The organism is Candidatus Kuenenia stuttgartiensis, from assembly GCF_900232105.1.
Taxonomy (GTDB): domain Bacteria; phylum Planctomycetota; class Brocadiia; order Brocadiales; family Brocadiaceae; genus Kuenenia; species Kuenenia stuttgartiensis_A.
Map to the genome: position 1 here is coordinate 1,933,551 of NZ_LT934425.1, position 19,803 is coordinate 1,953,353.

Consider the following 19,803-nt stretch of genomic DNA (forward strand, 5'->3'; position numbering starts at 1 on the left):
TACAGGGAAATATAAAAAAGGAATATGTCCAATTCACAAAATTGGAAAGAATCCGTTTTGATATATGGAATTTTTTAAGTTGTAGCCGCAAATTACGTTTACAAGAAACCGCTGAATTGATATAATTAACCACATATGAAACTAAACCTTATTCGTAGAAAAACGGAAGCTCCGGATGTCGAATCGTTTGTCTTCAGTCCCACAGAACCTCTCACCTGGAAAGCCGGACAGTTTCTCCACTATGTACTCCATCACGAGCCGACAGATAATCGTGGCTCAGATCGGTGGTTTACGGTAGCCTCGGCTCCGTTTGAGAAAGAGATAATGATTACGACAAGGCTAACTAGCGAAAAAGGGAGCAGCTTCAAGGCTGCACTTAACGCTTTACAGGTAGGCGAGTCGATAGAAATATCCGACATAGACGGCGATTTCATCGTGGACGATCCGACGCAGGAGTATGTCTTCATCGCAGGCGGTATCGGCATCACACCATTCCACTCCATACTTAAAGAAGCGGATCACGTAGATCTAAAACTACACGCAACGTTATTGTATGCCAACCGCGATCACAACATCCCATATAAAGAGGGGTTGGAGAAATTCGCAAAAAATAATCCAAACCTTGTCATGCATTATGTCATCGCTCCCGAGCGTATAGACGAAAACACATTTAAAAAACTGGTGCCGGATATACAAACACCAGTCTTTTATGTTTCGGGTCCCACGCCGATGGTGGAGAGCCTGGGTGGCATCTTAAAAAGAATGGGTATTGCGGCAGATCGTATAAAGCAGGATTATTTCCCAGGCTATACTGACGAACTGTATTCTGCTCGAAATACATTCTAATTTTGTCCAACAAACACCGTAAATAAATTTGCTATAATCGAATTATGACCAATGAAAAATTAATACAATCGGGTGTTGCGGGTGGAATTGCCGCTGCCTTCAACGCGCCTATTACCGGTATATTTTTAGCGTTGGAGATTATTTAGGAGAACCTGAACGTAAACGCCTTTGGCATCGTTGCATTGGCGGCAGCCGTGGCCGCGTCTGTGTTTACTCTGGTCGTATCAGGGGCTCCTCCTGCGTTTCACATCCCTGCATATACAATTAACTCAGCATGTGAATAGTCGCTCTATTTTGTGTTAGGAGTGCTCTCCGGGCTTAGTGCTGCATTCTATATTCGCTTGCATCATTTCACGCGGGATATCTTTGATACATGGAATGCCCCGCGCTGGTTTAAACCAGTTGCTGCCGGTCTCGCCGTTAGCCTCGTTGGAATTTATCTACCGCAGGTGCTTAGCACAGGTTATGCAACAACTGGAAATATCTTAGACGGCAAACCGCTTTCGGTTACTCTCCTGCTTTCGCTGGCATTATCCAGACTGGTGCTAACGCCGATTTGTATCTGTGGTGGTTTCCACGGCGGTGTGTTTGCGCCTGCCCTTTTTTCCGGTGCTTCACTTGGGGCTGCTTATGGACTCGTTGCTAAACAGGTTTTTCATTCTCTCAACATTTCACCACCTGCCATTGTGATGGTCGGGTGGCGGCCGTCCTTGCAGGCACAATACGTGCACCGATTGCCTCGTTCATGTTACTATTTGAAATGACTCATGGTTATCGGATCATTCTGCCGTTGATAGCTGCGGTAAACGTCAGCACGATTCAGTATATACCTTGGGATTGACGTTCAAGGGTATACGTCTGCAACGATGGCGTGACGTTGACGTTTTGGAAACAATTACGGTTGACAATGTCATGGAGACGGAGATCGACACTTTGCGGGAATCTGATTCGTTGACAGTGGCAATCGATTTACTTATGCGTAAACGATATCACGGCTTACCAGTGCTCAATGACGATGGTGAATTGACTGGCATTATCACCGTGCAAGATATTGATCACATACAGAGTGACGGTAGTGATATGATGCACACCATAGGTTTGCTGCGCAATACCGGTATTGCACGCACCTACGATCTGGCAGTAACCCGCCGTGCTGCAATTCGGCATAGTGCTTATTAAGTGCGACTAAGGGAGTTTGATTATGCAGAAATTTTTAAATCGAATCAATGATATACCATCGTCGTTTTGATTACTTTACGAAGAATGCATAAGGAGAATGTAAAACAATGGAAAGATACAAATGTATAATTTGTGGATATATCTACGACCCTAAATTTGGTGATCCTGACCATGGAATTAATCCTGGCACAAGCTTTCAGAATTTACCTGATGATTGGGTCTGTCCTCTGTGTGGCGCTCCAAAGGAACAGTTTGAACAAATTTGAAATTTTTGATTGAATGAGTAAAAAGGGTATTTCCTTTGTTTTTCTCAAAGCAAGGTTTTGGCGTATTTATCAGTTACTATAATAACGGATTCACAAGGAAACAGACGTATGGATCAGGATAAGAAACATGCTCATATCACAACACTTGGATCTAAACCTGCACGATTAATTGATTTGATAAATTACCAGGATTGCTCAGTGGTGAGCCGGGAGATCATGACTAAAAAGACAGGAACTATAACGGTGTTCGCCTTTGATGAAGGGCAGGGGTTGAGTGAACATACCGCGCCATTCGATGCCTTAGTTTATCTTCTTGAGGGTGAAGTGGAAATTGTTATATCTGGCAATCCCCTTCGCCTGAAAGAGGGCGAAATTGTTATCATGCCAGCCAACCAACCACATGCGCTGAAAGCAATAAAAAAATTTAAGATGCTGCTGACTATGATAAGGTCTTAATTTCATTGCCCAGTGATACTGTATAATGGGCAAGGGTGGATTAAGGCCGATAGGCCGAATCCACCGGAATAATTTTAGATTTATTCGAAGGTATCAGTCATGGAATCCAAAAAAAATATCGTTGTCGTGGGAGCAGGCTACGGAGGAATTACGTCTGTATTGCGATTAGCAAGGTTGTTCCGTAAGCACCCCGAATATCAAATACACCTTATAGATAGAAATCCCTATCATACGCTCAAGACACAATTACACGAGGCCGCCGTGCGAAAAAGGGAGGTATCTATTCCTATTAATCGCATTATACAAGGGAGAAACATTATCTTTCATCTTGGAGAAGTAACCAGGATTGATGCGAAAGAACATATCGTTTACATGGAAGGCGGGGCTTTACCCTTTCATTACTTGGTAATTGCACTTGGAAGTCAGGTAAATTTCCATAACATCCCTGGATTACAGGAAAATTCTTTCTCGCTTCAGACATTGAGAGACGCCCAACAAATCTATGCACATATTGATAAACTATGTGCACGTGCGGCATCAGAACCGAACGAGGAACTACGAAGAGATATGCTTCGGTTTGTCATTGGCGGTGGTGGTTTATCGGGGATAGAATTTGCCGCTGAACTTGCCGACTATACTGTTCATTGCACCCATAACTGTCACGTGAATTCTAATGAGGTTGAAATTATCATCGTAGAATCTGGTGACCACATAGTGCCAAGAATGGAGGCATCCTTTGCGACACGTATTCATAAAAAACTCCTTGAGAAAGGTGTAAAAATCATAACAAGAACAAAAATCATTAGTCGGACATCAGACACTACAACTCTTTCATCGGGTGAAGTGGTGAAAACGAAAACGGTGATTTGGACGGGAGGCACTCGTATTCATGAACTCATTGGAGAAAGTGGAATGAAAATCGGACAATCAGGACGTATTGTTGTTGATGAGTTTCTTCAGGTAGAAGGTTATCCTTTCATTTATGCCATTGGTGATAATGCCCTTGCAATAAATCCCTACTCAAAACAACCTGTTCCCGCTGCTGCCCAGTTTGCATTACAGCAAGGACGATTGGTAGCATACAATGTCTACGCGGATATTTTTAGGGGCATGAGAAAACCATATCACCCAAAAGTTCTGGGTGAAGTCGTCAGCCTGGGAAGACATCTTGCCGTTGGATGGTTCGCACTCCCCTTACTGAAGAAAATTACCTTTGTTGGTTTTTTGGGAAGTCTTCTTAAAACAGCAATTCAGGAAAAACACATCTTTCTCTTAAGAAAAGAGAGTAGAAACTGGATAACATATTAACAAATTTGCTTTCATAATAATGAAAGTATTAAGGTGACAGTTGTTGAACTTCTCTATCAAATCCTTCCTCCCTTGGATAAAGATATGGCATTGCTCGTCCAGAAACACGTTCGGATGATGGAAAATCTTTTGAGGGAAATGGCGGTGGTGCCGTGACAAAAGTTATCATAGGCAAACAACTGCTACCGGCAGATATATACTGTAAGAGTTCACAAATAGGGATTTCTAAAATTAGATTTAACCTCTGTAAACATAATCTGTAAACATAAATAGTTATAGCATTTTTGTAATCACATTTTGTGAACTCCTTGAGTATAATTATTCTTCCCATTATGAATTGCCTTAGGTTCTACGGCAATCAAAATAATTGTAACACTTTAGTTCTTTGAAAAATTAATAGCGAAAAAAGGTAAAAAAAGCTGGCGTCTGTTTTTCCTTTGTGGTATAAAAGGCTTCAATAAAGGGAAACAGTTTATGAAGCCTATCATATTCCAATACCGTTCACGAAAACTGCATGCGGACGATATCGCCTTTATAAAGGCGCTCATCGAGCAGCATTTTCTCAGAGGTCGGACTTATATTTCCTGCGAACTATGCAAGCATTGGAACTGGGTGCAGCCCAATGGCAAACATAAAGAATACGCAGCACGAGACCTCCTTTTGAGATTAGAAGAACAGGGATTGATAACGCTTCCTCCACGTATACGGGCCAAAAACAATCTGAAACCCAAGGTCTTTGTCCAGACACCCCTTTTCGTCAGGAGACCACTAGAAGGTAAAATCACAGAGTATGAAAACCTGACAATCCATGTGGTAAAAGACCCTCAGGAAAGATATCTCTGGGAGTATCTCTTCCAACACTATCACTACCTCGGCAATCCCCGGCTTGTTGGCGAACACCTCAGACACATCGTACGTATAGGCAATCAGGTTGTTGCCTGCCTGGGGTGGGCAAGCGCCGCATGGAAAGTCAAAGACCGTGATCGTTTCATTGAATGGGATGAGACGACTAAACGTACACACTTACATTTGATTGCAAATAACGTACGATTTCTCATTCTACCATGGGTTAAGATCAAACACCTTGCATCCAAGGTATTGTCACTTGCCCTCAGACGTCTGTCAGATGACTGGAATACCGTTTACGGCCATCCCGTTTATTTAGCCGAAACCTTTGTTGATACCGCGCGGTTTAAGGGTACCTGCTATCAGGCGGCCAATTGGATTCGTGCTGGCAAAACCAAAGGGAGCGCAAAACGGGGCAATCGCTATCTGTATCATGGCCAACCTAAGGATCTCTACCTCTACCCTCTTCAAAAAAACTTTCGGAGGTTTCTTGACTGTGACCAGGGATGAAGCCATAGCTATTTTGGAGATGGACAGAGAGGATGCGATTCAAGCCATCCTGATACTGGCGGAGAAAGCAGAAAAATATGACCGGCTTTGCGATAAACCGGGTCCGACTACCCCTTCCGGTTCGATACCGCCCTATCTAAAGCCCACAAAGAAAAAGAGAAAACGGCCTTGTGGCAGGAAAAAGGGACATAAGGGAGTTTGCCGGAAACGACCTGAAACAGTAACTGCCTATCAAACGCATTCCATGGAGAGTTGCCCTGATTGCCACCAGCCATTACAAAAACCGGTAAGAACTTATAAGCGATACATCGAAGATATTCCACGCCTTGACCCTGTTGTGACGGAACATACAGTTCATGGTTACTGGTGTGCTTGTTGCAAAAAGATAGTTCAACCCAAGGTCACAGATGCGTTGCATGGCGCCCGACTAGGATTGCGCCTTGTTGTCTTTACCGCATGGCTTCACTACTTAATCGGTATCAGTGTAAACAACATCGTAAAGATGCTTTCCGTATTTTTCAACCTTCAAATAAGCGCCGGCGGTCTAACCCAGGCATGGAAATCCCTTGCAACACTCCTGGAGCCACAGTATAACGAGATTGGCCAAAAAGTCTCCGCAAGCGCTGTCTTACATGCAGATGAAACCGGATGGAGGTTGAATGGAAAAACCCATTGGCTATGGTGTTTTACAACACAAAAACTCTGCTACTATCTCATAACACCAAGTCGGGGGTCTCCTGTCATAAAAAAACTCTTGGGCATTCTATTTGGTGGTATCCTGATCTGTGACTTTCTGGGCGCTTACAACAAGATAAGCGCACTGGCAAAGCAGCGGTGTTTCTATCATCTGTTCACGGAACTCGTGAAAGTAGATGCCCACAACCATTCTGCCGCATGGAAAGCTTTCCGGAAAAAACTCTCCCGGTTGCTCAAGGATGCCATCCGGTTATCAGAGAAAAAGAACCAGATAAGCCTGGTATGCTTTCTTCGGCTAAAAAAAAGATTGTATCGCAGGCTTGAACAGTTTTTGGCAACGCCTTGTCAGGATAAAGACGTACAAAGATTGACCAAACGCCTGAAGCGCCATAAACAGGAACTCTTTACGTTCCTGGAACATGAAGGTGTGAGTCCCTATAATAATCATGCCGAGCAACAGATGCGAAAGCCAGTATTGACCCGAAAGGTATCACAACAGAATCGTTCTGTTCAGGGCGCCAATACCCAGGCTATCCTTATGACGTTGCTTCGCTCTGCAGAATTGCAAGGAGACAACCCCGTGGAAAACCTTCTGGCATACGCCAAAAAAGCTCTTTTAACAAAAACCACTTCCGGCTTAACTTATAATATCGCTTGTTAATTTTTCAAAGAACTAAAGTGTTACAAATAATTAAGTGAAAGGCCATTGAAAGTCAGGCGATGGTCACGAACAGTTGAGATCCTGACATAAACTTGTGTGACGGGGTCTCCTGTCGCAAAAAAGGAGTTAGAATGATGTTCAAGAGAGTCGACCATGTGGAAATTGTACCAGGGAATGCGGAAAAGACCATAGACTTCTATGTAGACATTCTTGGCTTTAGAATCAGGAGTCGTAAGGAAATGAAAATGCCGCCCATGAAAGAGATTGTTTATATTGAACTTGGCGATACGGTGCTTGAAATCATCTCCGTGGACGATCCCAAGCCGAAATCCAATAACCCCTGGGAGGTAGGATACAGAGGCATTGCCCTCGAGGTGGACGATATGGCAATGACGGTGGATTATCTGAAGGGCAAAGGGATAGCCATAGCCCAAGAGCCAGTAGACCTGGGCAATTCGTTCCGTGGAGAGATAAGAGACCCGGATGGGCTTATTATAGAACTCCGGCAGTGGAAGTAGCAGAACGACGCCCATTAACGACCGGACGGTTTCAGCGGACAGGATGTCGTTGATGAGCCGGAGCGTTAGGCACAAGTAAAGTAACTATTCAGCGTAATTTATTAAACTACCGGAGATCAGAACGCAATTGCACTGGAAATTTTGTTTCCAGTGAGGGTCTGATTTGATAAATTACAAACTGTCTTAACCCTGTGATTTTATCCCCTATCTATCAGCAAACAGGCGAGAAACCGGAGTTTCTCGAACAAATGCGCATTCCCAAACAGATACTTCACTATGTTCTGTACAAGGTTTGGGAACGAGCCGTGTATCGTTTACGCTGAATAGTTACCAAGGAAATGCGATTGTGATAAGAGACTAAAAACATGAGGAGGTTTTACAGATGATCTCAGACAAGATGATGCAGCTTCTTAAATGTGAGGGTATAGTCGCAATAGTGACCATGGGCGGCGACGGTCCGCATGTGGTAAATACCTGGAATAGCTACATAGACGTCACCCTAGACGGGTATCTTTTGCTCCCTGTTGGAGGGTAAGAGCTATGGAGGACTTTATACTAAAAACTATTACCAATCCAGCGATTATTTTCTTGATACCAGCCTACTCAATTTCTTTTCACAACTGCCGTCCCCCAACTGGAACTTTCACTCAAGAGCAAGAAACTAAGGTAAAAATCTAGCTGGTCAAATTCTATAATATCACAGGCTTAAACAAATAACATTAACGCATCAGGAGGGATAAAAATGCAAAAGTATGGCTCTTTATTATCACGTTTATTAATATCGGCGATTTTCATATTTGCTGGATTGGGAAAAATCTTTGATCCGACATCAACTATGGGTTACATGAAATCAACTGGAATGCCCGCAGTGAGATTTTTTCTGGTAATGGCAATTATTTTTGAACTGGCAGGAGGGATTTCAGTGCTGATCGGATACAAAGCAAGATTAGGCGCACTTGGATTGATTGTATTTTTAATTCCTGTAACGTTGATTTTTCATAACAATTTCAGTGATCAGACGCAGTTAATCATGTTTATGAAAAACATGGCCATTTTGGGCGCACTCATTGCCATTGCGATAAACGGGCCAGGTGGCATGAGTTTAGACGGACGAAAACCGGCTTTATCATAGTTGCTTTTACTTAGACAGTAAAGCACTTTAAGAATATAAGCCCGTTTACACATTGCTGTCTTCGGTACCGGGTTCCTGGTCAAAGGCACGGGACCTTCGTGAAAACCGGCGAGCGATTTGCCATCGTAAAGAAGCGTCTTTCTTGGGCAAAAGCGGCAATGGAGATAACGATACTCTCCGTTACGCAGACATTGTAAACATAAGGAGCAATAAATTAGATGCAGCTCGAAACGCCTTCCGCAACCATAGAGCACTCCGCTCGAACGGTGTTCCCAATTCTGATTGCCATCGGTTTTTCGCATTTGTTGAACGATACGATTCAATCGTTGATTCCGGCCATTTACCCCATCGTCAAGGAATCGTTTCATTTGACTTTCGCGCAAGTCGGATTGATTACACTCACTTTTCAAATGACCGCTTCGTTATTGCAGCCAGTGGTCGGGTTTTACACAGATCGAAATCCGAAACCCTTCTCACTGGCCATAGGAATGTCGTTCACGTTGTTTGGGTTGATCTGCCTTGCGTTCGCCTCTGGTTTTCCCTGGTTGCTTTTTTCAGTCGGACTGGTTGGTTTGGGTTCGTCGATCTTCCATCCCGAATCTTCGCGCATCGCTTACATGGCATCGGGTGGCCGGCACGGATTTGCCCAATCGCTTTTTCAAGTCGGAGGAAATGCGGGAAGTGCGATCGGCCCGTTATGCGCCGCGTTGATTATTGCGGGACATGGACAGCGCAATATACTTTGGTTTTCACTTGCGGCAATTGTGGGAATCGCAGTCCTATACAAAGTCGGACAATGGTATCAAACTCATCATCACAGGATCGTCGGCGCAACAAAACACCCGCTTCGAAATGCTTCGTTGAGTTCAACAAAAATCGCGATGTCTCTGTTTATCCTAATTGCTCTGATTTTTTCAAAATATTTTTATTTGACCAGCCTCACGAGTTATTACACGTTTTATCTGATCCACACATTTCACGTCTCAGTGGCCAGCGCACAGGTTCATCTGTTCTTGTTTCTGTTTGCAGTCGCGGCGGGAACATTTATCGGCGGGCCGTTGGGTGATCGGTTCGGGCGTAAATACGTGATCTGGATTTCTATTCTTGGCGTGTCTCCGTTCACGATTGCTCTGCCTTACGCGAATCTGATGTGGACTTCAATTCTTACTGTGCCGATAGGCGTCATTTTGGCGTCGGCGTTTTCTGCCATCCTGGTTTATGCGCAGAATTTGCTGCCGGGAAAGATCGGAATGGTTGCGGGACTGTTTTTCGGTCTGGCCTTCGGCATGGCGGGCATCGGTTCAGCCATTTTGGGGAAGTTGGCCGATCTAACCAGTATTTCTTACGTCTTTCACGTTTGTTCCTATTTACCGCTGATCGGTCTGTTGACCGGCTTTTTGCCTAATATTGAGATAAGCGGTGATATTTCACAGGAGGAATAATGATGACTATTTTAGCGAAGATTGATGCACGCAGGGCGTTTGAGTTATTGGCGGATCCGGAAACACTGCTCGTTTGCGCTTACGAAGGAGACGAAGAATTCCAGCAGCACCACCTGGAGGGTGCGATCTCGCTGCACGACTTTTTGTCGCGAAAGGAGTCGTTGCGGAAGGGCCAGCCGATCATCTTTTACTGTGCCTGCCCACATGACGAAACAGCAAATGGCCAGGCGAGTAAGTATCAGAACGAAGGCTTCACGAATGTGAATGTCCTAGAAGGTGGAGTACACGTCTGGAAAGAGGCGGGCTGTACGGTTGCGATGTCTATGCCCCCAACCGAAATCGATCTCGACGCTTATTTCGCTCGCATCCGTTACGCCGGGCCGCGAAAACCGACGCTCGCCTTGCTTCATGCCATCGTTGCCCATCACGTCGCCGCAATCCCGTTCGAGAACCTCGACGTGCTGCTGAGCTGGCCCATCCTGCTGGAACCCGCTTCGCTCCAAAAAAAATTGATTCACGACCGCCGCGGTGGATACTGCTTCGAACAAAACGTGCTTTTTCTGCTTCTTGACACCCCCCAAGACAGAAGGAGATAGTACGATGTTCAAGAGAGTCGATCATGTAGAAATTGTACCAAAGGAATGCGGAAAAGACCATTGACTTCTATGTAGACGTTCTTGGCTTTAGCATCAGGAGTCGTAAGGAAATGAAAATACCGCCCATGAAAGAGATTGTTTATATTGAACTTGGCGATACGGTCATTGAGATTCTCCCCGTAGATGATCTCAGGCCAAAATCCGGAAATCCCTGGGAGATAGGATATAGGGGCATTGCCATTGAGGTGGACGATATGGCAACGGCGATGGATTATCTGAAGGGCAAAGGGATAGCCATCGCCCAGGAGCCAATAGACCTGGGCAATTCGTTCCGTGGAGAAATAAGAGACCAGGATGGACTTATTATAGAACTCCGGCTGTGGAAGTAGCAAAACGACGCACATTAACGACCGGCCGGTTCCAGCGGACAGGATGCCGTTGATGAGCCGGAGCGTCAGGCACAAGGAAATGCGATTGTGATAAGATACTTAAAAATGAGGAGGTTTTACAGATGATCCCAGACAAAATGATGCAGATTCTTAAATGTGAGGGTGTAGTCGCAATAGTGACCATGGGCGGCGATGGTCCGCATGTGGTAAATACCTGGAATAGCTACATAGATGTCACCCGAGATGAACATCTGTTGATCCCGGTTGGCGGCATGATACGGACAGAGGCCAATGTGGAGAAAAATAACAATATTCTTTTAACCCTTGGAAGCCGAGAGGTACAGGGATTCCGCGGTCCAGGTGCTGGGTTCCTGATCAAAGGCACGGCGACCTTCATAAAATCTGGCGGACAATTTGACATCGTAAAAAAGCGATTCTCCTGGGTAAGGGCAGCTATGGAGATAACAATCCTCTCTGCCACGCAGACATTGTAAAAACAGAGTTTGGCGTGTGAGATTAAAAAGGCGCTATCTTTATTGCAAAAGATGCGAACGATTCTTCGTAAGGCATGACAACTACTCAGCGATAAAATGCATCTGGAATAGGCCAATATGAGGGGCATGGCCGCCTGGATTGGATTGGAGGAATAACTATGGAGTAGTACAGATGCTTTGCTTGTGGATATGTCTATGACCCAAAATCTGGCGATCCTGACTATGAAATTACTCCTGCCACCCGTTTTCATAATCTACCTGATGATTGGGTCTGTCCGGAATGTGGGGCGCCAAAAGAACAATTTGAAAAAATTTAAAATCATCGAAAAAAGGTAACACTTTAGTTCTATGAAAAAAAACGCTCGTTCCCAAACAGATACTTCACTATGTTCAGTACAAGGTTTGGGAACTAGCCGTGTATCGTTTACGCTGAATAGTTACAGAAAATATACTATTTCCAATCATAGGGCATCTTTCTTAACAACAGCCTTGTGCCGTACAACACCCCGATACCTGTTCCAATAAGGATAAAAATGAGAATTACGGTTCTTTCGATATCTGCATTGGAAAGACTCATAAATATTGCTATAGGAATCGTTTCTGTTTTCATTGCCATTGAGCCTGCAATGGTGATAGTTGCACCAAATTCTCCAAGCGCCTTTGCCCATGTTAAAATAGCGCCGGCAATAATGCCACGTTTGCTCAGGGGAAGCGTGACCGTTAAAAATGATTTTAGCGGCGATGCGCCAAGCGAACTGGCAACATCCTCGTACTTGCCGGGTATTTCGTCCATCGCAGCCTTTATTAGCCGCGTTGCAATTCCGGCAGTAGTGATAAATTGGGCAAGGATAATCCCCGGGAAGGCAAACACGAACTGCACTCCGTGTTGCTGCAGCCAGCTTCCGGCAGGGTTGCTGAAAAAAATGAGAAGCATGGCGCCCAGCGCAGCAGGAGAAACAATCATTGGAAGTTCGAGCATCGTATCTATAATGCCTTTTCCGGGAAAATGACACCGCGACAATGCATAGGCGGAGGGGATGGCAATGAACAAAGAAATTAATGTCGCGATGGTAGCCGCTGACACGCTGAGGCGAATGGAATAAAAAGTTCTCTCATTAAAAAGCGTCTCTGCAAAAAGGGATCCCCTGAAAAAGTAGGCAAGTGATACAATAAGCCCGGCATAGAGGAAAAACGAGCAGAAAGCAAACATTATACAAAGTCTTTTAAATCTCATTTCCCGGTCGTCCATTCTGCCGGAACGGCATATTCGCCGCCAACAGGCTTTTGACCTATCCATGCAAAGGCTTCCTGTTCCGATGAAAAATATTGATACTCTTTGAATATTGATCGTACTTCTTCAGAAAGGATGAAATCAACAAACTGCTCAGCAAGCACTTTGTTTTTAGTAAAGGTGGAGACCGCGATAGGTATATAACCCACACGCACAACTTCATCGCTCTTTAGGGGAATTGTTTCAACTGTCTCCGGGTTCCAGTGCTGAAAAACACTCCACCCTATTACCGCATCCACCTGTTTTAAAGAGACAACCGTCAGTGTTTTTGCGCAACTCTCCGTATAATTTACAATGTTTTTTTTAAAATCTTTTTTCTGCTTTTTTGTGAAATTCTTTTCAATTATTTCCACTGCATACGCTCCGACACACACACCCTCCGGATTTGCTATGGCTACTTTAATACCGGGATGCGCCAAATCTTCCAGGCCTTTAATATGCTTCGGGTTGCCTTTTTGCACATTTATTGCAGGGACAAGATACACAACAATCCTTTCAGTTTCAGGATATACATAGCCTTCCCTTTTTGCCTTTTCCATATAGTCTGATGAACCCGGGAAATAAATATCTCCTTTCTTTGCCAATATCATCTGCGAGAGAATATATCCCGAACCACCAAATACTACCTCTACCCTAACACCCGTCTTTTTTTCAAACAGCTTCACCGCCTCCTCGGTCGGCGGCTTGCTTGCAGCGCCTACGAAAAGCAGAAGCCGTTCACCGTTTTCAGACAGAACTTCTGTTGCTACGAAAAATATTGCCACAGAAAAAACGGCACCGGCAAGAAATAGTCTGGATACCATAAGTTAACTCCTTGTTATATTATTAAATGAGGTTAATAAATTTTGTTCTATTACACTAAAACGTAATCGCCCTTATACTAAAATGCAATTTCGTACTGTAATCTGTACTTGTTTTCTCTTTTATCCTGTTCGTCGCCTTGCTCAGTGATAAAAGTGCCAAAATCGGCCTGTATTTTTGACCGATGACCACGGAAATAATAATTTATTCCCGCTGTATACTCCCTTTGAATATCGTTTGATACATCATCATCCGGGTCAACCATGGAATAGCGTGCCGCTATCTCAAGTTTTTTTGGTATAACAAAATAACCGGCCTGTGTAAAAAATCCGTCTGACCCCACGGAATCCCCGCCGCCATCAGACTCAGGATTTTCTGTCATCATATAGTATTCGCTATCCCATGCAATGCCCTTATACCTTAAGCCGAAATCAATCACACCTACTATTATATCCGTATCATCGCGTTTTACATCCCTCTTCTTTCCATTAAAGGCTACGGATGATCCAAAAGTAGCTTTAAGGGTTTTGGAATATCCAATGTCCGTTCCGTCGTAGTAATTAAATTTTCCAAACGGATTATATCTCAGGCTCAACACGGACATGATTTCGTTATCGAGATTTTCGTCTTTTCCTGTAATCCTTTTTGAGGGATTATCACCGGCCCCCTGAAATACTGCGGCATGGTATTCAATGTGTCCGTCAAACGGTCTTCCGTAAATATCCAGGCCATAGTCACGGTACTGGCCAAAGGCATCACTGGCAATGGCTCTATCCTGAAACAACAGTCTTTGCGAGGAGACAACCATTTCTCTGTTAAACGGTACTTTAAAATATCCAATTTTTGCGTTCAATTCTTTATAAGGCGTCCAGTACAAGTAGAAATCCCTTAATTGAACATCGAAGCTATCCGCATCTATAGCCCAGTAATAATTAATCGTTTTGCTATAGATGTTTCCCCCCATATAGATTCTTGCCCGGCGGACATCAATATTTTGAGTATCTACACCCCCGAAATCTCCGTCCTTGTCATTATACTGATACCTCATCTGCAATCTGCCGCCTATGTTTAGCGAATAATCGCCGCTGTGCGACCGAATACTTAGTGCATAGCTACTATCATCAGGCGTGTAGAATATATCACATATATCTGCTTCTGTCCTGCTCCTCTCCAATAATGGAATGTCTGGCAGGCCAATCCCCAATTTCTCGCGCACCTCATCCGAGGACAGATAGTTCTCAACCTCATGCTTTACTTCATCTTTTATTTCTTCTGTTGCAATTACCACGGGTTTTTCACTTATAGACTCTACACGACTTTTCAATTCTTTGATTTGCTCCTGCTGGCTCAATGCTATGATTTCCATCTGTTTCAACATTTTTTGCTGTATTGAAAACGCCTCCTCCATTTGTTTCAATTGCCCTTTTAATTCCTCCAGTTCGTCACCATATGCCATGCAAGGCCGCATCGTATTGACTACTAAAACACTACATACTATTAATAAACGCCAAAGTACACGTTTAAATTTTCTGCCAAACACAAAAACCCTCCTTTCTAAAAAAAACTGCAAAAATAAATCACATCGGCGCTTCCGAAATACGATATATCATATTTGACATAACGATAATGAAAATTTACACTTTTTTATAGCGGCTTGAACAAGACAACATCTGAAGACTTTGCCCCAATAATAACGTCATCTCCAATTTTTAAGTTTAATCTTTGCACCTCTTCGGTATCGATGAGTGTTTTAAAATATTGCTCCGCGTGCAAAACAGTAACTATTGTCATGATAGTATCGTGTTCGGTACCGACGACTTTACCTGCCAGCTGTATCCGCGTACTGAGCCTTTTCCCCAAAAAAACTTCTTCCGGAGTCCCCTGCTTTATTACACTGCCGGAATGTATCACAACAACGTTGTCTGCCATTTTATAGGTTTCCGGAATATCATGTGTTACATACAGGGTTGTTACCTTAAGCTGGCGCAGGATACGCTTCAGATCATCCTGCAATTGCCTGCGCGTCTGCCAATCCACGGCGGAAAGCGGTTCGTCCATTAACAAAATATCGGGTTCTCTTGCCAGCGCCCTTATAAGCGCTACTCTTTGTTTTTGTCCGCCTGACAATTGAGACGGATAATAATGCTCGTAACCGGAAAGCCCGACAAGTGCAAGCAGGTCTTTTACTTTATCCCCCTCATGCCTTTTTTTTGCCCCATATAATACATTCTTTTCAACCGTCAGGTGCGGAAACAATGCATAATCCTGAAAGACAAAGCCAACCGACCGGTATTGTGGGGGAAGGTTTATATTGTTTTGCTTGTCAAACCAGACGTCGTTTCCGTTTTGAATGCTGCCATTATCCGCCGTTGACAGTCCGGAGACAAAACGCAATATGCTCGACTTTCCTGCGCCTGACGGACCAAATAAAACGGTGACCTCCCCCGTGGATATTTTAAATGCAGCATCGAGTTGAAAGGAATGCCATTTTTTCTGAAGGTTGACAACTAACAATTGCGTGCTTCTCCGTTCATTTAGATGCCCTTTTTGTTTTTAAATAAAATCAATTCGGTTGATTTGATAATTGCTGTTATTTCTTCTCCTGTTTGCATATTCATTTCTTCTAATGAAGCATTGGTGACAATTGCGCAGAGCGTGTCTCCCTGGGATTCAAAAATAACCTTTGACAGCACATCGCCCCGGAGAATGGTTACAACAACTCCTGTTATAAAATTTCTGGCGCTCAACATGCCTCGAAATGCCTTTGCCAGTATCAGGTCTGTGCTTTTCATAAGCACACTGATAGCATCCCCCTCGAAAATATTCATATCGTCGCAAGAGGCTGTAGTGATAACGGCGCTCAGAGGGATGTCTTTCCACATGATTTGAATATGGGTATGAATCCTGCCCTTATTGATTTTCATTATTTTGCCATTAAGTTTGCAGGCCATAGTTATTTTCCGAAAATGCGCTTAAATTCCTTTTCCGCTAAAGTGTTAAGCCTGTTTTTATAGGTATTAAAATTTATCATCAGCCTTTTCGCGTCCTCTGTCAGTACCGCGCCACCGCCGCCCTTTCCCCCCGTAGTAACTTTTAACAATTTAATCCCCAACACCTTTTCAGTAGCCCTTATTTTCCCCCATGCCGCACGATATGACATCCCCATCTCCTTTGCCGCGGCGTTAAGAGAACCAAGCCTGTCTACCGCCTCAAGCAGCAATCTCCTGCCTTCGGCAAATGCAACGCCATCCCCGCATTCCAGCCATATTTTTATTTTTGCCTTCATACATTACCCCTTCGGCGGCTTTCACGTACATATCCTTTGCGCGATTAGGTTGCAAATCTGAACCCGGCGAGTACATCATTTCGTTAAAATGTGTACGTAAAAAAATGTCCTTGCGAGGAGTGGAGCGACAAAGCAATCTCTTGTTCCCAAAAAACTTAAGATTGCTTCGCTGTCGTTTGCAATGACGGTATCAATGTAGATATTTTAATGAAACGTTATACTAGTCGCACTACTTGAGTTAATCCCGCAAGATGTAAATTCCTGTATATAAAATCTGATTACGCATTATGCCATAATAGACATAGCGATATCAATGATAATTTGTTTTTAGTGGGCATTGAGAATTGAATATTTTTCTTACTGCACAACATGCGTTGCACGGTTTTTAAAATAGATATTGCAGATACTCTGGCAAATACTATAATAATTTGATTATGCACGGATTTTCACCTGTAATTGCCATTGTTGACAATTTTTTCCCTTGCTAAACCATGATAAAATTTCTGGAACCTGAATGGCACGACAAATTATCATCTACCAACACCGTCCTTCTGCGCTGGCTTAAAAATGAAAAAGATATTCCCACAGGATTTGTATTGGCTGCCCTTGAGCAAACAGCCGGTCATGGTCGAAGCAATCATCATTGGCTTTCACAACCTGGAGAAGATCTCACCTTTTCCTTTCTTTTGTCTACCCGGCATGACCTTTCGGGGCTTGCTTCACTCTCCATGGCAATTTCACTGGGAATCGCTTCCGCCCTGGATACCTTTGGTTTCACGACACAAACGAAGTGGCCAAACGACCTTCTTGTGAGGGGTCGTAAAATCGGTGGAATTCTTTCCGAGGAGAGTGGCGTGAAACGCCCGAACGGGCATGCTGCCATCGTTGTTGGCGTGGGAGTCAATGTGAATATGCAGGAGCCGCAGGTTTCTTCTATGAAAAAACCCGCAACTTCTCTTCGCATAGAGACCGGCAAAAAACATCTCATCAGGGATGTTCTCAATATTATTCTTGAAATGCTGCCTCAGTGGATCGACCGTTGGGAAGCCGGCGGATTTCCAGCCATACGTAACGAATGGCTCGCGCGCTGCTGTTTCGTAGGAGAGCGTATAACCCTGGGAGAGGGAATGGAACAAAGGTCGGGTATCTTGACGGGATTCGGGGAGAAAGGGCAAATCATCCTTCGCGGTGATGATGGTTTATTGTGTGATGTTTGGGCGGGAGAAGTAGAATAACCCGCCTTTTAGTTTATAAACGCAAGCACCTGTCCGGTGACAATCTGGTCGCATTCTTTTACCTTTATATCTATTACTGTTCCCTCTGCAGGGCTTGAAACGTGTATTTCCATTTTCATTGCCTCAACAACTAAAATTGACTGCCCGGAATGAAGATAATCTCCGATCCTTGAGGTGAGCCGAATCACCTTCCCGGGCATTTGCGCTTTTACCGCAAGGCCTTCTTCCTTAATTTTCTTTACGCCTACAGCCGTTACTGCCTCCGGTGTTTTGTGAATTTCTACCTGATAGATTTTACCATTTACCTTTGCCTTGTTTCCTTCAATCGTAACCGAATACTCTTTTCCGTTCACCGTCAGCAGGTATTCCTGCGATCTGACTTGCCGGTTCTGTTCGTCATTGGCAACGATTTGTCCTCCCTTTTTATCCACCAGGCGAATCCCCATCTCTGCTTTTCCCTTAAGGAATTTCAACCCCTTATCCGTGCATGTGGCAACGATGAAAATATTCTCATCCGTCTCTGCAATGCCCTCCTGTTTAAGTATTTCCCGGACATGTCTAACACTCTTTTTTGGATCCTCATCGTTTATTTCAAGCGGAGAACGCACGGTTGGTTCCAGTTTAAGTTGTTCTGCCGCTATTTTCACAATTTCCGGATCTGGCGGCACGGGGGTTTTCCCGAAATAACCCAGTACCATTTTGCCGTAGCCCGGAGCGATTTTCTGCCAGGGACCGAAAAGAACATTGTTAAATGCCTGTTGGAAGTAAAACTGGGAAACGGGTGTCACTGAGGTTCCATATCCGCCCAATTTGACCACTTCGCTCATGGATTTGATCACCTCCGGATATTTATCCATAATGCCGTTATCGCGAAGCATTTGTGTATTTGCCGTAAGAGCGCCGCCGGGCATGGGACTCCATAAAATAAGCGGCTCTACAGATGTTGCCTCAGGGGGAAGAAAATAATCTTTCATACATTCCTTAAAAACCTCTTCCGCCTCGCGAACTTTGTCAATATTGACATCAAGATCATATCCGGTCCCACGCAGGGCATGCCACATGACCAAAATATCAGTCTGGCATGTACCACCGGAACAGGGCGACAGGGAAAGGTCGATAGCATCAGCGCCACCATCCAGGGCCGCCTTGTTGGCGCTCACGCCAATACCCGCGGTTTCGTGCGTATGAAAATGAATAAACATATCTTCCGGAAGTATTTTTCGCGCCCGTTTTATGGTCTCATACACCTTTGACGGCACGGCTGTGCCGGAAGCATCCTTAAAACACAAGGAGTGAAATGGTATTCCCTCGTCCAATATCTGACGCAGTATTCTAATATAAAAATCCGGGTCGTGCGCACCGGTGCATCCGGGCGGCAATTCCATCATTGTTATGCATATCTGGTGTTTCAGCCCCGCCTCAGCAATGCATTTACCGCTGAAAATAAGATTTCTCACATCATTGAGCGCATCGAAATTCCTGATTGTTGTAATACCGTGCTTTTTGAAAAGTTGGGCGTGCATCCGTATAATTTCACCAGATTGAGACTCCAGCCCCACGACATTGACGCCCCGGGACAGAGTCTGGAGATCTGCGCCATGGCCGGCGGTTTCGCGGAACGTATCCATCATGGCAAACGCATCTTCATTGCAATAGAAATACAGAGATTGAAAACGTGCGCCTCCTCCTGCTTCAAAATAGGAAATACCGGCGTCTCTTGCCGCCTCCAAAGCCGGAAGAAAATCCCTGGTAAGAACACGGGCGCCATACACGGATTGAAACCCGTCCCTGAATGCCGTACACATAAATTGAACTTTTTTCGTCATTTTGTATCTTTGCAACAGAAAAATA

23 protein-coding genes and 2 pseudogenes are annotated in these 19,803 nt (G+C 44.3%); 18 read left to right on the forward strand and 7 right to left on the reverse strand.

Going from position 1 to position 19,803, the window contains the following annotated elements; genetic code table 11:
* Positions 1–324 precede the first annotated feature (324 nt).
* The 17 genes and pseudogenes from KSMBR1_RS08860 to KSMBR1_RS22715 form a co-directional block, all read left to right on the forward strand.
* The gene (locus tag KSMBR1_RS08860) at positions 325–846 is read left to right on the forward strand and encodes an FAD-dependent oxidoreductase (RefSeq protein WP_157820495.1); all 522 of its coding nucleotides are present in this window, start codon (positions 325–327) and stop codon (positions 844–846) included.
* A gap of 44 nt (positions 847–890) precedes the next feature.
* A pseudogene (locus tag KSMBR1_RS23360) lies at positions 891–1,687 on the forward strand (chloride channel protein).
* A 44-nt stretch (positions 1,688–1,731) separates the two neighbouring features.
* Entirely contained in the window at positions 1,732–2,025 is a 294-nt protein-coding gene (locus KSMBR1_RS08880; RefSeq protein ID WP_157820497.1) for a CBS domain-containing protein, read from the forward strand.
* 107 nt (positions 2,026–2,132) lie between these two features.
* Positions 2,133–2,291, forward strand: coding sequence for a rubredoxin (gene rd, locus KSMBR1_RS08885; protein ID WP_099325003.1), 159 nt, complete (start codon positions 2,133–2,135; stop codon positions 2,289–2,291).
* Positions 2,292–2,399: 108 nt separating this feature from the next.
* Positions 2,400–2,747: a cupin domain-containing protein gene (locus KSMBR1_RS08890; RefSeq protein WP_099325004.1), complete on the forward strand. Its 348-nt coding sequence runs from the start codon at positions 2,400–2,402 to the stop codon at positions 2,745–2,747.
* A gap of 99 nt (positions 2,748–2,846) precedes the next feature.
* Positions 2,847–4,055, forward strand: a complete 1,209-nt coding sequence (locus KSMBR1_RS08895) for an NAD(P)/FAD-dependent oxidoreductase (protein ID WP_099325005.1) — start codon at positions 2,847–2,849, stop codon at positions 4,053–4,055.
* A gap of 33 nt (positions 4,056–4,088) precedes the next feature.
* On the forward strand, positions 4,089–4,211 hold the full coding sequence (locus KSMBR1_RS22710; protein ID WP_261341090.1) for a hypothetical protein: 123 nt from the start codon (positions 4,089–4,091) through the stop codon (positions 4,209–4,211).
* A gap of 318 nt (positions 4,212–4,529) precedes the next feature.
* Positions 4,530–5,411, forward strand: coding sequence for a Druantia anti-phage system protein DruA (locus KSMBR1_RS08900; protein ID WP_099325006.1), 882 nt, complete (start codon positions 4,530–4,532; stop codon positions 5,409–5,411).
* Complete coding sequence (locus KSMBR1_RS08905; protein ID WP_099324132.1) at positions 5,398–6,768, forward strand: IS66-like element ISCku7 family transposase; 1,371 nt, start codon at positions 5,398–5,400, stop codon at positions 6,766–6,768. Before KSMBR1_RS08900 ends, KSMBR1_RS08905 begins: the two co-directional genes overlap by 14 nt.
* 131 nt (positions 6,769–6,899) lie before the next feature.
* Positions 6,900–7,286, forward strand: a complete 387-nt coding sequence (locus KSMBR1_RS08910) for a VOC family protein (protein WP_197705384.1) — start codon at positions 6,900–6,902, stop codon at positions 7,284–7,286.
* A gap of 382 nt (positions 7,287–7,668) precedes the next feature.
* Positions 7,669–7,821: a hypothetical protein gene (locus KSMBR1_RS21550; RefSeq protein ID WP_164994409.1), complete on the forward strand. Its 153-nt coding sequence runs from the start codon at positions 7,669–7,671 to the stop codon at positions 7,819–7,821.
* Positions 7,822–8,028: 207 nt separating this feature from the next.
* Positions 8,029–8,418: a DoxX family protein gene (locus tag KSMBR1_RS08915; protein ID WP_197705385.1), complete on the forward strand. Its 390-nt coding sequence runs from the start codon at positions 8,029–8,031 to the stop codon at positions 8,416–8,418.
* 218 nt (positions 8,419–8,636) lie between these two features.
* Positions 8,637–9,860: an MFS transporter gene (locus KSMBR1_RS08920; protein ID WP_099325008.1), complete on the forward strand. Its 1,224-nt coding sequence runs from the start codon at positions 8,637–8,639 to the stop codon at positions 9,858–9,860.
* A complete protein-coding gene (locus tag KSMBR1_RS21955; protein WP_099325009.1) occupies positions 9,860–10,456 on the forward strand; it encodes an arylamine N-acetyltransferase in 597 nt (198 codons plus the stop codon). Before KSMBR1_RS08920 ends, KSMBR1_RS21955 begins: the two co-directional genes overlap by 1 nt.
* Positions 10,457–10,488: 32 nt before the next feature.
* Positions 10,489–10,845 carry a VOC family protein gene (locus tag KSMBR1_RS08930; protein WP_197705386.1) on the forward strand — a complete coding sequence of 119 codons (357 nt, stop codon included), beginning with the start codon at positions 10,489–10,491 and terminating at the stop codon, positions 10,843–10,845.
* A gap of 122 nt (positions 10,846–10,967) precedes the next feature.
* Entirely contained in the window at positions 10,968–11,339 is a 372-nt protein-coding gene (locus KSMBR1_RS08935; protein WP_099325010.1) for a pyridoxamine 5'-phosphate oxidase family protein, read from the forward strand.
* Positions 11,340–11,506: 167 nt separating this feature from the next.
* Positions 11,507–11,656: pseudogene (locus KSMBR1_RS22715) on the forward strand (rubredoxin); the annotation flags it as partial.
* 134 nt (positions 11,657–11,790) lie between these two features.
* Here the strand turns inward: KSMBR1_RS22715 and KSMBR1_RS08945 are convergent.
* The 6 genes from KSMBR1_RS08945 to KSMBR1_RS08970 form a co-directional block, all read right to left on the reverse strand.
* Complete coding sequence (locus KSMBR1_RS08945; RefSeq protein WP_099325011.1) at positions 11,791–12,573, reverse strand: molybdate ABC transporter permease subunit; 783 nt, start codon at positions 12,571–12,573, stop codon at positions 11,791–11,793.
* On the reverse strand, positions 12,570–13,433 hold the full coding sequence (modA, locus tag KSMBR1_RS08950) for a molybdate ABC transporter substrate-binding protein (RefSeq protein ID WP_099325012.1): 864 nt from the start codon (positions 13,431–13,433) through the stop codon (positions 12,570–12,572). Before modA ends, KSMBR1_RS08945 begins: the two co-directional genes overlap by 4 nt.
* Before the next feature lie 77 nt (positions 13,434–13,510).
* Positions 13,511–14,971, reverse strand: a complete 1,461-nt coding sequence (locus KSMBR1_RS08955) for a porin (RefSeq protein ID WP_230405721.1) — start codon at positions 14,969–14,971, stop codon at positions 13,511–13,513.
* A gap of 104 nt (positions 14,972–15,075) precedes the next feature.
* The gene (locus KSMBR1_RS08960) at positions 15,076–15,945 is read right to left on the reverse strand and encodes an ATP-binding cassette domain-containing protein (protein WP_099325013.1); all 870 of its coding nucleotides are present in this window, start codon (positions 15,943–15,945) and stop codon (positions 15,076–15,078) included.
* Positions 15,946–15,965: 20 nt separating this feature from the next.
* Positions 15,966–16,382 carry a TOBE domain-containing protein gene (locus tag KSMBR1_RS08965; RefSeq protein ID WP_099325014.1) on the reverse strand — a complete coding sequence of 139 codons (417 nt, stop codon included), beginning with the start codon at positions 16,380–16,382 and terminating at the stop codon, positions 15,966–15,968.
* A 2-nt stretch (positions 16,383–16,384) separates the two neighbouring features.
* Complete coding sequence (locus KSMBR1_RS08970; RefSeq protein ID WP_099325015.1) at positions 16,385–16,717, reverse strand: winged helix-turn-helix domain-containing protein; 333 nt, start codon at positions 16,715–16,717, stop codon at positions 16,385–16,387.
* Between the two features lie 491 nt (positions 16,718–17,208).
* Here KSMBR1_RS08970 and KSMBR1_RS08975 point away from each other — a divergent pair, with 491 nt between their 5' ends.
* Positions 17,209–17,952, forward strand: coding sequence for a biotin--[acetyl-CoA-carboxylase] ligase (locus tag KSMBR1_RS08975; RefSeq protein WP_099325016.1), 744 nt, complete (start codon positions 17,209–17,211; stop codon positions 17,950–17,952).
* A gap of 8 nt (positions 17,953–17,960) precedes the next feature.
* On the opposite strand, the gene KSMBR1_RS08980 is transcribed toward KSMBR1_RS08975, so the two are convergent.
* Positions 17,961–19,778: a biotin/lipoyl-containing protein gene (locus tag KSMBR1_RS08980; protein WP_099325017.1), complete on the reverse strand. Its 1,818-nt coding sequence runs from the start codon at positions 19,776–19,778 to the stop codon at positions 17,961–17,963.
* Positions 19,779–19,803: the final 25 nt, after the last annotated feature.